The organism is Micromonospora sp. WMMD708, from assembly GCF_049315245.1.
Taxonomy (GTDB): domain Bacteria; phylum Actinomycetota; class Actinomycetes; order Mycobacteriales; family Micromonosporaceae; genus Micromonospora; species Micromonospora wenchangensis.
Genome location: NZ_CP186060.1, coordinates 6,288,828 through 6,301,152 on the forward strand (window position 1 = coordinate 6,288,828; position 12,325 = coordinate 6,301,152).

Sequence of the window (12,325 nt, forward strand, 5' to 3'; positions counted from 1 at the left end):
GGCGTAACGTCCGGACCATGCCGAGGTCACTTTTCTGGAGCCGTACCGACACCGCCGGGGCCGAGCACGCCGTCCTCGACGACGGGGCCGGATTCGCCGCGCACGGCACCCTGCTGGCCGTCGACCCGGTCCCCTACACCTGCCGCTACCGGCTGGTGACCGGCACGGACGGGGCCACCACCTCGCTCGCCGTGGAGGTGGAGGGGGCCGGCTGGTCGCGGAGCGTACGGCTGGAACGCGGCGCGGACGCCTGGCAGGTGCGCACCGGCGAGCAGGGTGACCTGGACGCGGCGCTGCGGGCGGCCGGGCAGCCACCGGCCGGCCTGCCCGGCATCGAGGACACCGAGCGGCTGCACGCGGCGCTCGACGTCGACCTGGGCGGCTCGGCCCTGTTCAACAGCCTGCCGATCCGTCGGCTGGGGCTGGCGGGGGCCACGTCCAGCACCGAGCACCGGATCACCGTGGCATGGGTGCTGGTGCCCAGCCTGGAGGTGGTGGCCGGTGAGCAGGTCTACACCGCGCTCGGGCCGGGGCGGGTGGGGTTCACCAGCGACACCTTCCGCACCGAGCTCGAGGTGGACGGCGACGGGCTGGTCCGGCACTACCCCGGGCTGGCCGACCGGGCTGACCTGGGCTGACCGCACCAGGATCGGGCTGGGAGCGGGGTACCGGTCGGGCAGGTGCCGACCCCCGCGGCGTCGACGACGGCCGGCGTGCCATGGGACGACAGGCCACCCCACCGTCCACAGACTGTCGGGCGGTTTCCCCCGTGGGAACGATGGCACCACCATTTCCGGTATCACCTTCCCTCTTATCGGAGCCCGCCGGTGGACGAAAAGGTGATCCGCACCCGTAAACAATTTCCAGGGCCGCTGCATGACGCAGGGGCGGCACACCCGCACCCCTGTCCAAATGCCGACAGGTCTCACCCGTGGGACTCTCAATCAATTCTGGAGTAACATTCGCGTCGCATGCGGTGCAGGCTATTGAAGCCCCAGGAAAACATCTGCACCGTCAGGCCGGACGGCATCCGACAGAGTTGCGAAGAGAGGGCACCGACTTGGCAAATCACGGCGGCATCACCCAACTCCGGATCAACCGCGCCACACTGTGGATCGGCAGCGACGTCTATCAACTCCGCAACATCGCGCGTGTGCAGTCACTCGTTTCCACGCCCGACCGGGCCGGGGTAACCCGCGCCATCGTGAAGACCATCGGCTGGCTGTTCGGACTGATGCTGGCGGTCTGCTGCGCCGCCCAGCCCGACGCGCCGAGCACGGTCGGCGTCATCGCGGCGCTGGTCTTCCTGGCCCTCGCCGGGTACAGCGGCTGGACCGCGTTCCGCATCGCCAACCAGGCCACCCAGTACGCCCTGGTACTGGAGACCAACGGCGCACCGAGTGCCGGTCTGGTCAGCACGGACGGCGCCATGGTCGAGGGTCTGGTGGGCCTCATCGCCAACGCCATGGAGAATCCGCCGGCACGGGAGATCGTCCAGAACATCGACAATCGGAAGTTGGTCTTCGGTGACGAGATCAACATGAAGGGCAGCGGCCTTCAGATCGGAAAGGTGGTGCGCGGTGGGTGACCACTACGGTGACCAGATCAACATGTACGGCGGAAACATCCAGATCGCCAAAATCGTCGGCCGGGATGCCGCCGAAGAGCTGGGCGCCTTGATCTCCCTGCTTCAGAGGAAAGGAGCTACCGACGCCCAGGGAAACGTCATCGACGGAGCGGCGGTGACCGAAACCGTCAATCAGGAGAGGGGGCGTCTGGCGAATCTCCGGGAAGCGGTCCGCAATGGACTCGGGCCCGTCGTGCAGGCCGCGACCGCGGGTACGGTCGCGCAACTCATCGTTCAGTCACTGAAGTAACGGCACCGTCAGCCGGGCCAGCTCCCGGTGCTGAGGAACCGGTCGATGGTGGCCAGGTGCGGGGCGAGGTCGAGGCCCTGCGCGGCCACCCAGTCGTCGTCGTAGTAGGTGTCGGCGTACCGGTCCCCGGCGTCGCAGATCAGCGTCACCACCGAGCCGGGCCGCCCCTGCGCGAGCAGTTCGGCGATCAGCCCGAACGCCCCCCATAGGTTGGTACCGGTGGATCCGCCGACCCGCCGGCCGAGCACCGCCGAGCCGGCCCGCATGGCGGCCAGCGAGGCGGCGTCCGGCACCTGGGTCATCCGGTCGACCACCGAGGGCAGGAAGGACGCCTCGACGGTGGGTCGGCCGATCCCCTCGATCCGGGAGCCCCGGCCGGTGCGTACCGACCAGTCGGCGGCCTGCCAGGCCGGGTAGAACGCCGAGTTCTCCGGGTCGACCACGCAGAGTTTGGTGGGCAGCCGCTGGTAGCGGGCGTACCGGCCGATGGTGGCGCTGGTGCCGCCGGTGCCGGCGCCGACCACGATCCAGGCCGGCACGGGGTGCCGTTCCAGGGAGAGCTGGGCGTAGATCGACTCGGCGATGTTGTTGTTGCCCCGCCAGTCGGTGGCCCGTTCGGCGTAGGTGAACTGGTCCATGAAGTGCCCGCCGCTGTCCTCGGCGAGCCAGCGCGCCTCGACCACCACCTTGGCCGGGTCGTCGACCAGGTGGCAGCGCCCGCCGTGGAACTCGATCTGGGCGATCTTCTCGGGTGAGGTGGAGGCGGGCATCACGGCGACGAACGGCAGCCCGAGCATCCGGGCGAAGTACGCCTCGGAGACCGCCGTGGAGCCGGAGGACGCCTCGATCACCGTGGTCGCCGGCCCGATCCAGCCGTTGCAGAGCCCGTAGAGGAACAGCGAGCGTGCCAGCCGGTGCTTGAGGGAGCCGGTGGGGTGCACCGACTCGTCCTTGAGGTAGAGGTCGATCCCCCACTGCCGGGGCAGCGGGAACGGCAGCAGGTGGGTGTCGGCGGACCGGTTGGCGTCGGCCTCCACGGCGGCGATCGCCTCGGTCACCCACACCCGGCTGGCCTCGTCGCACCGGTCGAGATGAGTCACGTCGGCAACGGTACAAGCGAGGTCAGCTCGGGTACGGGCCGGCCCGGCGTCGTCGCCGCCCGCACCAGCCCCGGTCGGCCGGTCAGGAGGCCGGCGGCTCGATCGGCTGGGGCCGGTTCTCCCACTTGGTCGACAGGGCGATGCCGGTGCGGGTGGAGGCCACCCCGGGGGTACGGCTCAGCCGCACGATCAGCTGTTCCAGTTCGGCGATGGTGCCCACCCGCGCCTTGAGCAGGAAGGATTCGACGCCGGCCATGAAGTAGCAGGATTCGATCTCGGGCATCTGCCGGAACGTCTCCAGCACGTCGTCGGTGTCCCCGCCGGAGTCCTCGACGATGCCGATGAGCGCGGTCACGCCCAGGCCGATCGCCTCCGGCTCGACCTCGGCCCGGTAGGCCCGGATCACGCCACTGGACTCCAGCTTGCCGACCCGTTCGTGCACGGCCGGCGCGGACAGGCCGACCTGCCGGGCCAGCTCGGCGTACGACAGGCGGGCGTTACCCCGCAGTAGTTCGACGAGGCTCCGGTCGATCGCGTCCACGGAGGGTGAGCCTATCCGTTGGGGCGTAACGTCCGGCGACCGGCATCCGTTGGATCTGACAGCAGGTGACAGTTCGCAGACCGACGGTCAAGGGAGTCCCGCGCCGGTACCATTTACTAACTTCCCACTCCGTGCGTTTTTCGCGTTTGGCGGACAGGCCAGTTCGCTGGTGCTGTAATTGCCATACGTCCCTCATGACGGCTCTGGGCTCGCACCGGCCGGGGGCAGTGTGTTCAGCCGAGGGCTTCGTCGACGCGAGGAGGGGGCTGTGGACACTGGAGATCGCCTGCTGACACCGGGTGAGGTCGCCGCACTGTTTCGGGTGGACCCGAAGACTGTGACGCGGTGGGCGGCGGCCGGCCGGATAGGCAGCATCCGGACTCCAGGCGGGCATCGCCGGTTTCGGGAATCCGAGGTGCGGGCCCTGCTGGAAGGGGAGGGCATGTTGGACGAGGCGGACGACATGGGCAAGCCACGCAACGTGGGCCCGGCCGCCTCGACCGGGCCGGGTCCGGCCAATGCCGGAATGTACTGAATGGTGCGAGACGGACGCGCGGGCCGGCCGACGAGGCCGGCCCGTCGCCGCTTGAACGGCTCCCGGCGGCGCGACCTGCCCGCCGTCCGGGCCCTGCGCCAGGTGCTACCGGCAGCGACCCGCGTGGGCTGACCACGGGCGGCCAGCCGTCGGGGTGGGTCAGCGTTCGGCGGCCAGCTCGCCCGACCAGCGGCGGAACAGGGTGTGCGGCACACCCAGGGCGTCCAACACCTTGCCGGCGACGAAGTCGACCAGTTGCTGCGCGGTGGCGGACGCCCCCGCGCCGTAGAAGCCGGGGCTGGCCGGCAGCACCACCGCCCCGGCGTCGTGCAGCGCGATCAGGTGTTCCAGGTGGCTGCGGGTCACCGGGGTCTCCCGGGGCACCAGCACCACCGGGCGTCGTTCCTTGAGGTTGACCTCGGCGGCGCGTTGCAGCAGGTCCTTCGACAGGCCGATGGCGATGCCGGCGCAGGCCGCCGTGCTGGCCGGCACGACCGCCATGCCGCGTACCCGGTAGGAGCCGCTGCTCGGGCCGGCGGCGATGTCGCCGGCCGGCCAGTGCCGCACGTCGTCGCCGGTGAGGTCCCGGCCCAGCCAACCGGCGAGGTCCTCGGCCCAGTGGCCGTCCCGGAACGGCCGGCCGGTCTCGTCGAGGACGGTCAGCCGGGCGGCCCGGGACACGATCAGGTCCACCGGATGCCCGGCGTCGAGCAGGCCCCGGACGACGGCCGCCGCGTAGGGGGTGCCGGACGCCCCGGAAACCCCCACCACCCATGGTTCGCGCATACGCCCAGCCTGCCTGGTGTACGCCGACCGCCGACGCCCGCCCCCGCAATCGCCCCCTGTCAGCACGGTGCGGGGCCGGCCGGTCGACCCACCGTCGCCGTACCGGTGGTCCGGGCGGCCCACCGCAGGCCCGGACGGCACGTCGACGCCGGACCTGCGATGCTGCGGACGAATGATCCACACGGTACGGGGGAGACATCGGTAATGGTCGACGAGATCCTCTGGTCGTTACGGTCGGCGTGCCCGATCCCGCCCCGGCTCTCCCCGTACGCCGACGGGGTGCAGGAGTGGTTGCTGGAGCTGCTGCCCCGGCTGGGTCTGCCGTTGGGCGCCGAGGCGTTGCACCGGCTCGACCGGGCCGGCTTCGCCCGGTACGCGGGCCGCCTCTACCCCGACGCCAGCGAGCCGGACCTGCGTACCGTGTCGGCCCTGTTCACCTGGTTCTTCCTGGTCGACGACGCCTGCGACGGGCCGGACCGGCTGCCCTCGGAGCAGATCCGGGCGCTGCGCCGCGGGGCGCTGACCCTGCTGCACGACGGTCCCCGACGGCGGCACCCGGGATTCGGGGGGCCGCTGCGCCGGCTGCTGGTCGAGGCGTGGCGGATGCCCCGTCGCCGGATGCCGGCGCGCTGGCGGCTGCGGTTCGCCGACGCGGTCGGCGACCACCTCGACGGCAACTGGCGGGAGGCGGTGGCGAAGGAGAGCGGCCGGACGCCCGGCGTGGCCGAGTATGTCGCGCTGCGCCGGGCCACCTCGGCGGCGTACGTGTCGTACCCGCTGATCGAGTTCGTCAGCGGCCGGGCGCTGCCGGACGCGGTCTACCACCATCCGCTGCTGCGTCGGATCGGTGAACTCGGCAACGATCTGCTCTCCTGGTACAACGACCTCGCCTCGATGGAACGGGACCGGACCACCTCGGGCGGGCACAACCTGGTGCTGGCCCTGGCCGACGAGCGGAACGTGCCGGTGGAGCGGGCCGCCGAACTGGTCGCCGACCGCTGGCGGGACACGATGACCCGGTTCCGGATGCAGTGCGGGGCCGTCCCGTCGTTCGGCCCGGCGCTGGACGACGCCGTCGCCGCCCACCTCGACGGCATCGCGAACGCCGTCCGGGGCACCATCGACTGGACCCTGGAAAGCGCCCGCTACCCCGTCCACCCCCACCCCTGACCCATCCCCACCCACCCGACCCGCCGACCCCGCCCCGCCCTGGCGATCCCCGCCCCGGTGATCAAGAGCTTTGCGTCAAGTTTGATCTTCGAGTTGACCTGAACCTCTTGATCAACTGACGCAAACTTCTTGATCATTAAGGACAACGGGCGGGGCGGGACAGTGCGGGGCGCAGGACGGTGCAGCGCCGGAGATGAGCAGCCGGAAGGAGGCGGGATCAGGGGCGCAGGTCTAGGCGGATCACCAGGTCGAGCAGGGCGAAGACGAACAGGGCGATGCCGACGAAACCGTTGGCGGTGAAGAACGCCCGGTTGACCCGGCTCAGGTCGGTCGGGGTGACCACCACGTGCTGGTAGCCGAAGGCGACAGCGGTGAGCGCCAGCCCGATCCACCAGAGCCAGCCGAAGCCGACCAGCGCACCGAACCAGATGAACAGCGCGAACGTCACCACGTGCGCCACGGTGGAGGCGTGCAGGGCGAACCGCCGGCCGTAGCGGGCGGGGACGCTGCGTACCCCGATCCGCCGGTCGACCTCGTCGTCCTGGCAGGCGTAGATCAGGTCGAAGCCGCCGATCCACAGGCCGACGGCCGCGCCGAGCAGCCAGGCCGGCCCCGAGCCGGCGAAGGTGCCGGTGACGGCGAGCCAGGCGCCGACCGGGCCGACGGCCTGCGCGACCGCCAGGATGGCGTGCGGCCAGTCGGTGAACCGCTTGCCGTAGGGGTAGACCACCAGCGGGATCACGGCGAGCGGGGCGAGCACCAGACAGAGCGGGTTGAGCAGGGCGGCGGCGGCGAGGAACACCACCAGAGCGACGACCGCGCCGGTCCAGGCCGTCCGCACGCTCACGGCCCCGGTGACCAGTTCCCGCCCGGCGGTACGCGGATTCCGGGCGTCGATCCGCCGGTCGAGGATGCGGTTGGCGGCCATGGCGAACGTCCGCGCGCCGACCATCGCCACGGTGATCAGCAGCAGGTCGGCCCAGCGCACCCGACCGCCGTTGACCTGCATCGCGGTCAGCGCCGACAGGTACGCGAACGGCAGCGCGAAGACGGAGTGCTCGATCGCGACGAGCTTGAGGAAGGACTTGACCCGGCCGGGGCGGGCGGCCGGGGCGACGGCGGTGGCCATCAGATGCCGTACTCCTTCCAGCGCTTGTCGACCAGGGAGGTGACCTCCGGCGACATGGTCATCTCCTCCGGCCAGCCCCGGGTGTAGCCCTCGGCGGGCAGCTTGCGGGTGGCGTCGACACCGACCTTGCCACCCCAGAACTGCTGGTAGGAGGCGTGGTCGAGGTGGTCGACCGGGCCCTCGGTGAGCAGCAGGTCGCGGGCGTAGTCGACGTTGCCGAAGGCGCGGAACGCGACCTCGTTGTAGTCGTGCACGTCGCAGTCGTCGTCGACGATCACGATCAGCTTGGTCAGCGACATCAGGTGCGCGCCCCAGATCGCGTTCATCACCTTCTGCGCGTGCTTGGGGTAGCGCTTGCGGATCGACACGATCGCGCAGTTGTGGAACACCCCGGCGGCCGGCAGGTCGTAGTCGACGATGTCCGGGATCAGCAGCTTGAGCAGCGGCTGGAAGATCCGCTCGGTGGCCTTGCCGAGACCGTGGTCCTCCTGCGGCGGCTTGGACGTGACGATGGAGTGGTAGACCGGGTTGCGCTGCATGGTCATCGTCTCGATGTGCAGCACCGGGAACGGCTCGACCGGGGTGTAGAAGCCGGTGTGGTCGCCGAACGGCCCCTCGGGCAGCCGCTCGCCGGGTTCCAGGTAGCCCTCCAGCACGATCTGCGCGTGCGCCGGGACCTGCAACGGGACGGTCAGGCAGTCGACCATCTCGACCCGTTCGCCGCGCAGGAACCCGGCGAACAGGTATTCGTCGATGTCACCGGGGAGCGGCGCGGAGGCGGCGTAGCTGACCACCGGATCGCAGCCGATGGCGATGGCGACCGGCAGCCGCTGCCCGAGCCGCTCGGCGACCGCGTGGTGGGCGGTGGAGTCCTTGTGGATCTGCCAGTGCATGCCGAGCGTGTTGCGGGAGTGCTGCTGGAGGCGGTAGAGCCCCAGGTTGCGCTTGCCGGTCTCGGGGTGCTTGGTGTGGGTCAGCCCGTAGTTGTGGAAGATGCCGCCGTCACCGGGCCAGACCTGGAGGCCGGGCAGCCGGCCCAGGTCGACGTCGTCGCCGGAGTAGACCACCTCCTGGCAGGGGGCGGTCTTGACCTTGCGCGGCGGCACCGACTTGAGCTGCATGACCTTGCCCAGCCCCTCGCGGATGCCGGACCAGCCCACCGGCAGCTCCGGCTTGATCAACGCGCCGATCCGGTCGCCGATCTCGTCAAGCGATCCGACGCCGAGCGCCATCGCCATCCGCTTCTCGGTGCCGAACAGGTTGATCGCCACCGGCATCTCGCCCCGGGTGGGCCGCTCGAACAGCAGCGCCGGCCCGCCGGCCCGGACCGTCCGGGTGACCACCTCGCTGATCTCCAGCGTGGGGTCCACCGGGACGGTCACCCGCCGCAGCTCGCCCGCGCGCTCCAGCGCCACGAGGAAGTCCTTGAGATCGGTGTACGGGAAGCCACGAGCCGCCATACGGCCAGTCTCCCGCACCCCCGACGGCAGCGCCCACGCCGGGTACGCCCCAGCGGTGTGCGCCTCCCCACCCGGACCGGTACGCCTCCCCGCGCCGGCGGACGGCCGCCACGCTCAGAGACACGCGGAGGGACGGCCCTCATGGCGGCCACCGTCCACCGGCGTCTCTCCCGCCGACAGTTGCTCGTTGCACGGGTGACGGTGGGGCGGGTGCCAGCCGTCGGCGTCGGGACGGGGCGGGGATGGGCGACGGACGGGTTCCGGCGGGGTTCACCGAGCAGCGGGCGCAGGTCGGTGACGTGACGGTCACTACGTCCGGGGGCGGTCGCGGGCCGACCCTGGTGCTGCTGCACAGGCCGGGCCGGCGGTGTGGAACTACGGCTTCTTCAGCCTCACCAAGGGCCTGCCGGAGGAGCTGGTCGCCGGCCGGGAGGCACGCTGGGTGGACCGCTTCACCGACTCGATCATGGTGAACAAGGGCAGCATCGGCGCGGACGACATCGAGGAGTACGCCCGGCACCTGACCGACCCGGCGCACCTGCGGGCCAGCTTCGACTATTTCCGGGCCTTCGCGCAGGACGTCAAGGACAACACCACGTACCGGAAGAATCCGCTGCCGATGCCGGTGCTGGCCGTCGGCGCGGCGGCCAGCCTCGGCGGCCAGGTCGCCGACCAGGTGCGCCGCTACGCCCGCACGGTCGACGGCCGGGTGGTCAACGACAGCGGCCACTGGCTATTCGAGGAGCGCCCCGCCGAGCTGACCGCCCTCCTGCTCCCCTTCCTGCACGACTGACAGCCCTCGGTCTGGCGAGATCAGGTCGACCCAGAGATGTCGGCGATGGGGCGGAGGCGTTCGTCGAAGGGTTATGCCGTCTCCGTCCGGCCTTCGGCGGTGCGGGCGGTGACGATACGGCGCAGCACGTCGAGGGCGTGTTCGGCTTCTGCGTGGCTCACCGGCTCGGTGCGGGTGGTGACGTACCTGGTCAGAGTGTCGCGGATGATGTCAGAGCGACGGACTGCGGTCTGCTCGGCGAGGCGGTCGAGTTGCTTCACCAGCGCCACCGGCAGCCGGGTGCTGACCAGCGCCATCGGTGTCTCAGGTGCGGTGCCGGAGGCTGGCGTCGCCGTCATGGACCTGATGACCGGCGCCAGGCTGTCGGTGTGCTGGAACCATGCCACGACCTCGTCTTTGGTCATCCGCTCAAAGTCCGGCTCGGTCAAAGGACTCGCCTCCTCCATTCGTCGAGGTCTGCGCCACGCAGGGCCCGAGCCCCGATGATCTTGTATGTGCTCGTCGCACCGATGCGGTCACACAGTGCGGCGATCACTCGACCACTGTCGGCGCCGAAACCGTTGCGGCTGGCGTTGTCCAGACCTTCGTCGGTCCAGACATACTCGCCATCCGATACCTCTCACGCGTAACACGTTGTAATACGACCGCTCAGGATCACTGCGGTCAGGCCACCGGCTCCCAGGCGTACGCGGCGAGGGACGGGTCGAGCGGGGCGCGGGTGAGCCGGTTGGCGAGGGTCGAGATGGTGTACGTCCCGACCCCGAGCACCACGTCGAGAGCGTGCCGGGGCCGGTAGCCGGCGTCGAGGAAGACGGTCAGCTCGTCGTCCGGCACGTCACCGGCGTGGTCGAGGACGGCGAGGGTGAACCGGCGCAGCGCCGCCAGCCGGGGTTCGGGCAGCTCGGTGCCGTCGCGCAGTGCGGCGATCAGGTCAGCAGCGACACCCAGCCGGTGCAGGGTGGCGGTGTGCATCGCCACGCAGAGGTGGCACCGGTTGCGGGTGGCGACGGTCAGCACCACCACCTCCCGTTCGACGGGCGCGAGGTCGGTGGTCTCGAAGGTCGCGGAGGCGGCGAGGAACCCCTTGAGCAGTTCGGGGGATTCGGCCATCAGGCCGACCGCGCCGGGCAGATGGCCGAGTTTCCGCTGTACGCCGACCATGGTCGGCCGGGCGGCGTCGGGCGCGGTGTCGAGGGTGTGCGTGGTGAAGCCGGGTCGGGACATGGCGGTGTACCCCTCACGTACGATAGTCAACGTGGTTGTCGAAACAGTAAACCAGGTTGTCGAACATGTCGACTGGTGACCCCGAGCGCCGCGGTTTCGTGTTGCCGCTGCTGCTGCTCGCCGGGTTCCGCAGCCTCGTCGACGAGCTGCACGCCGAGCTGGCCCGACAGGGGCACCCCGAGCTGCGACCGGCACACGGCTTCGTGCTCCAGGCCGTCGGCGTCACCGGAACCACGGCGTCCGACCTGGGCCACCACCTCGGCGTGTCGAAGCAGGCCGCCGGCAAGACCGTCGACCGGCTGGTGACCCTCGGCTACCTGGAACGCGCCGACGACCCGGCCGACGCCCGCCGCAAGCTGATCCGGATGACCGAAAAAGGCGTCGACGGGCTGCGCCGCTCGGCGACGATCTTCGACGCGCTACGGGAGCGGTGGGTGGGCCGGCTCGGCGCGGAGCGGGTGGCCGCCCTGGAGGACGACCTGCGGGCGGTCACCCCGCCGGATTCCTTCCGCCTCGACGTCCCCGGCTGGTTCGGTAGCTGAAACGCCCTCCGGGCACACCTGCCCGACGACCGACGCGGACGTCAGGAACGCGCCCGGAGTCACCGGTGGGCCGGCCTGTGCGACGGGAGTGCCCGGCAGCCGGCGGAGGGTCAGTGGCGGCGGGTCTGCGCGACGAAGGCCCGCCAGGCGGCCGGGGCGAAGGTCAGCACCCCGCCGTCGCGGTCCTTGGAGTCCCGGACGTGCACCCGACCGGGCAGGTTGTCGGCGACCTCGACGCAGGCGCCGGAGTCGTTGCCGCTGCGGGTGGGCTTGCGCCACCGGGCGTCGGTCAGATCCATGGCCTCACGATCTCCTCAAGCAGGTCGATCGACTGCTGTCGGGGCAGCGCCTCACTGCGCAGAGTTTCCCATCTTCCCAGCAGGGTCGCTACCCCGTCGATGTCGTCCACCACCGTGCCGCCGGTCTGCGTGTCGAGAAAGCCCACCCAGTCGCCGTCGGCCGAGCGGCCGAGGATGAACGGCCCGAAAAGACCCGCGTGCAATCCGACCGTAGCCGGCAGGACGTGCACGTTGACGTATGGCCGGCGGGCGCACTCGATCAGGTGCCGGAGCTGACCGGCCATCACCTCGGCGCAGCCCTCGGCGAACCGGCAGAGCGCGCTCTCGTCGATCACGGCGGTGAGCTGCGGCGCGTGCTCCCGGTCGAGGATCTCCTGCCGGGCGAGTCGGGCTGCCACCAACTCCTCGATCCGCTCCGCGGTGTAGCTGAGATCGAGTCGGAAGCCTGCCCGCGCGTAGTCGGCGGTCTGCAACAGGCCCGGCACCATGGTCGCGCCGAAGCAGCGTAGCTGGGTCGCCGTCCGCTCGGCCTCCAGCCACGGGCGGAACCACACCGGCTCACCGTCGCGCCGCCCCAGTTCGCGCAGGGCGACGAAGAGGCCACCGCTGTCGAGGACGTCGTCGGCGCGCTTCAGGTAGGCGTGGTTCGGCACGACCTGTCCCAGCTCCACCGCCGACACCGTCGACGGGGAGTAGTGCACCCGGCGGCCGAATTCCTCCTGGGTCAGCCCGGCGGTCGCCCGCGACCGGCGCAACTGGGCCCGGATCAGCTCCGCCGTCGACACCTGCTCGCTCATCCGGCACTCCTATCGGGACGGCGACCGTCCACCCGGCAGCGGACGGAATCACCGTGTCGCAGAGTAGTCATC

The 12,325-nt window shown here is 70.8% G+C and carries 16 protein-coding genes; 7 read left to right on the forward strand and 9 right to left on the reverse strand.

Features of this window, described 5'->3' with window-relative positions:
* The first annotated feature begins 17 nt into the window (after positions 1-17).
* The 3 genes from ACN260_RS27750 (at position 18) to ACN260_RS27760 (ending at position 1,877) form a co-directional block, all read left to right on the forward strand.
* The gene (locus ACN260_RS27750) at positions 18-638 is read left to right on the forward strand and encodes a putative glycolipid-binding domain-containing protein (protein ID WP_422753758.1); all 621 of its coding nucleotides are present in this window, start codon (positions 18-20) and stop codon (positions 636-638) included.
* A 293-nt stretch (positions 639-931) separates the two neighbouring features.
* Positions 932-1,588, forward strand: a complete 657-nt coding sequence (locus tag ACN260_RS27755; RefSeq protein ID WP_422753759.1) for a DUF6232 family protein — start codon at positions 932-934, stop codon at positions 1,586-1,588.
* Positions 1,581-1,877 (forward strand): hypothetical protein, encoded by a 297-nt coding sequence (locus ACN260_RS27760; RefSeq protein ID WP_422753760.1) that lies wholly within the window; start codon positions 1,581-1,583, stop codon positions 1,875-1,877. Before ACN260_RS27755 ends, ACN260_RS27760 begins: the two co-directional genes overlap by 8 nt.
* An 8-nt stretch (positions 1,878-1,885) precedes the next feature.
* Here ACN260_RS27760 and ACN260_RS27765 read toward each other — a convergent pair whose 3' ends face one another.
* Positions 1,886-2,977: a PLP-dependent cysteine synthase family protein gene (locus tag ACN260_RS27765; RefSeq protein ID WP_302739960.1), complete on the reverse strand. Its 1,092-nt coding sequence runs from the start codon at positions 2,975-2,977 to the stop codon at positions 1,886-1,888.
* Positions 2,978-3,059: 82 nt separating this feature from the next.
* Positions 3,060-3,518, reverse strand: coding sequence for an Lrp/AsnC family transcriptional regulator (locus ACN260_RS27770; RefSeq protein WP_088642067.1), 459 nt, complete (start codon positions 3,516-3,518; stop codon positions 3,060-3,062).
* 268 nt (positions 3,519-3,786) lie between these two features.
* Between ACN260_RS27770 and ACN260_RS27775 the strand changes: the two genes are divergently transcribed.
* The gene (locus tag ACN260_RS27775) at positions 3,787-4,053 is read left to right on the forward strand and encodes a BldC family transcriptional regulator (RefSeq protein ID WP_084261470.1); all 267 of its coding nucleotides are present in this window, start codon (positions 3,787-3,789) and stop codon (positions 4,051-4,053) included.
* A 159-nt stretch (positions 4,054-4,212) separates the two neighbouring features.
* Here ACN260_RS27775 and ACN260_RS27780 read toward each other — a convergent pair whose 3' ends face one another.
* Positions 4,213-4,839, reverse strand: a complete 627-nt coding sequence (locus tag ACN260_RS27780) for a UbiX family flavin prenyltransferase (protein WP_204925733.1) — start codon at positions 4,837-4,839, stop codon at positions 4,213-4,215.
* Positions 4,840-5,043: 204 nt separating this feature from the next.
* Between ACN260_RS27780 and ACN260_RS27785 the strand changes: the two genes are divergently transcribed.
* Positions 5,044-6,009, forward strand: a complete 966-nt coding sequence (locus ACN260_RS27785) for a terpene synthase family protein (RefSeq protein WP_422753761.1) — start codon at positions 5,044-5,046, stop codon at positions 6,007-6,009.
* Positions 6,010-6,226: 217 nt separating this feature from the next.
* Here ACN260_RS27785 and mqnP read toward each other — a convergent pair whose 3' ends face one another.
* Together mqnP and ACN260_RS27795 are read right to left on the reverse strand one after the other, a co-directional pair.
* Positions 6,227-7,138: a menaquinone biosynthesis prenyltransferase MqnP gene (gene mqnP, locus ACN260_RS27790; protein WP_422753762.1), complete on the reverse strand. Its 912-nt coding sequence runs from the start codon at positions 7,136-7,138 to the stop codon at positions 6,227-6,229.
* Positions 7,138-8,598, reverse strand: a complete 1,461-nt coding sequence (locus ACN260_RS27795) for a menaquinone biosynthesis decarboxylase (protein WP_422753763.1) — start codon at positions 8,596-8,598, stop codon at positions 7,138-7,140. The genes mqnP and ACN260_RS27795 overlap by 1 nt, the downstream gene beginning before the upstream one ends.
* A 367-nt stretch (positions 8,599-8,965) precedes the next feature.
* On the opposite strand from ACN260_RS27795, the gene ACN260_RS27800 reads away from it, so the two are divergent.
* Positions 8,966-9,391, forward strand: a complete 426-nt coding sequence (locus ACN260_RS27800) for an alpha/beta fold hydrolase (protein ID WP_422753764.1) — start codon at positions 8,966-8,968, stop codon at positions 9,389-9,391.
* Between the two features lie 71 nt (positions 9,392-9,462).
* Here the strand turns inward: ACN260_RS27800 and ACN260_RS27805 are convergent, their stop codons facing one another.
* Positions 9,463-9,819 carry a ribbon-helix-helix protein, CopG family gene (locus ACN260_RS27805; protein ID WP_363650076.1) on the reverse strand — a complete coding sequence of 119 codons (357 nt, stop codon included), beginning with the start codon at positions 9,817-9,819 and terminating at the stop codon, positions 9,463-9,465.
* 235 nt (positions 9,820-10,054) lie between these two features.
* A complete protein-coding gene (locus ACN260_RS27810) occupies positions 10,055-10,645 on the reverse strand; it encodes a carboxymuconolactone decarboxylase family protein (RefSeq protein ID WP_422753765.1) in 591 nt (196 codons plus the stop codon).
* 35 nt (positions 10,646-10,680) lie between these two features.
* On the opposite strand from ACN260_RS27810, the gene ACN260_RS27815 reads away from it, so the two are divergent.
* Positions 10,681-11,157 carry a MarR family winged helix-turn-helix transcriptional regulator gene (locus tag ACN260_RS27815; protein WP_357757107.1) on the forward strand — a complete coding sequence of 159 codons (477 nt, stop codon included), beginning with the start codon at positions 10,681-10,683 and terminating at the stop codon, positions 11,155-11,157.
* Between the two features lie 110 nt (positions 11,158-11,267).
* Here ACN260_RS27815 and ACN260_RS27820 read toward each other — a convergent pair whose 3' ends face one another.
* Both ACN260_RS27820 and ACN260_RS27825 read right to left on the reverse strand, forming a co-directional pair.
* Positions 11,268-11,456 (reverse strand): DUF397 domain-containing protein, encoded by a 189-nt coding sequence (locus ACN260_RS27820; RefSeq protein ID WP_422753766.1) that lies wholly within the window; start codon positions 11,454-11,456, stop codon positions 11,268-11,270.
* Complete coding sequence (locus ACN260_RS27825) at positions 11,447-12,253, reverse strand: helix-turn-helix domain-containing protein (RefSeq protein WP_422753767.1); 807 nt, start codon at positions 12,251-12,253, stop codon at positions 11,447-11,449. Before ACN260_RS27825 ends, ACN260_RS27820 begins: the two co-directional genes overlap by 10 nt.
* Between the last annotated feature and the right edge of the window lie 72 nt (positions 12,254-12,325).

Excerpts from the sequence above, each read along its gene's own strand:
- ACN260_RS27750 (WP_422753758.1), top strand. The coding sequence starts at position 18 with ATGCCGAGGTCACTTTTCTGGAGCCGTACCGACACCGCCGGGGCCGAG.
- ACN260_RS27780 (WP_204925733.1), bottom strand. The coding sequence starts at position 4,839 with ATGCGCGAACCATGGGTGGTGGGGGTTTCCGGGGCGTCCGGCACCCCC.
- ACN260_RS27785 (WP_422753761.1), top strand. The coding sequence starts at position 5,044 with ATGGTCGACGAGATCCTCTGGTCGTTACGGTCGGCGTGCCCGATCCCG.
- mqnP (WP_422753762.1), bottom strand. The coding sequence starts at position 7,138 with ATGGCCACCGCCGTCGCCCCGGCCGCCCGCCCCGGCCGGGTCAAGTCC.
- ACN260_RS27795 (WP_422753763.1), bottom strand. The coding sequence starts at position 8,598 with ATGGCGGCTCGTGGCTTCCCGTACACCGATCTCAAGGACTTCCTCGTG.
- ACN260_RS27815 (WP_357757107.1), top strand. The coding sequence starts at position 10,681 with ATGTCGACTGGTGACCCCGAGCGCCGCGGTTTCGTGTTGCCGCTGCTG.
- ACN260_RS27820 (WP_422753766.1), bottom strand. The coding sequence starts at position 11,456 with ATGGATCTGACCGACGCCCGGTGGCGCAAGCCCACCCGCAGCGGCAAC.
- ACN260_RS27825 (WP_422753767.1), bottom strand. The coding sequence starts at position 12,253 with ATGAGCGAGCAGGTGTCGACGGCGGAGCTGATCCGGGCCCAGTTGCGC.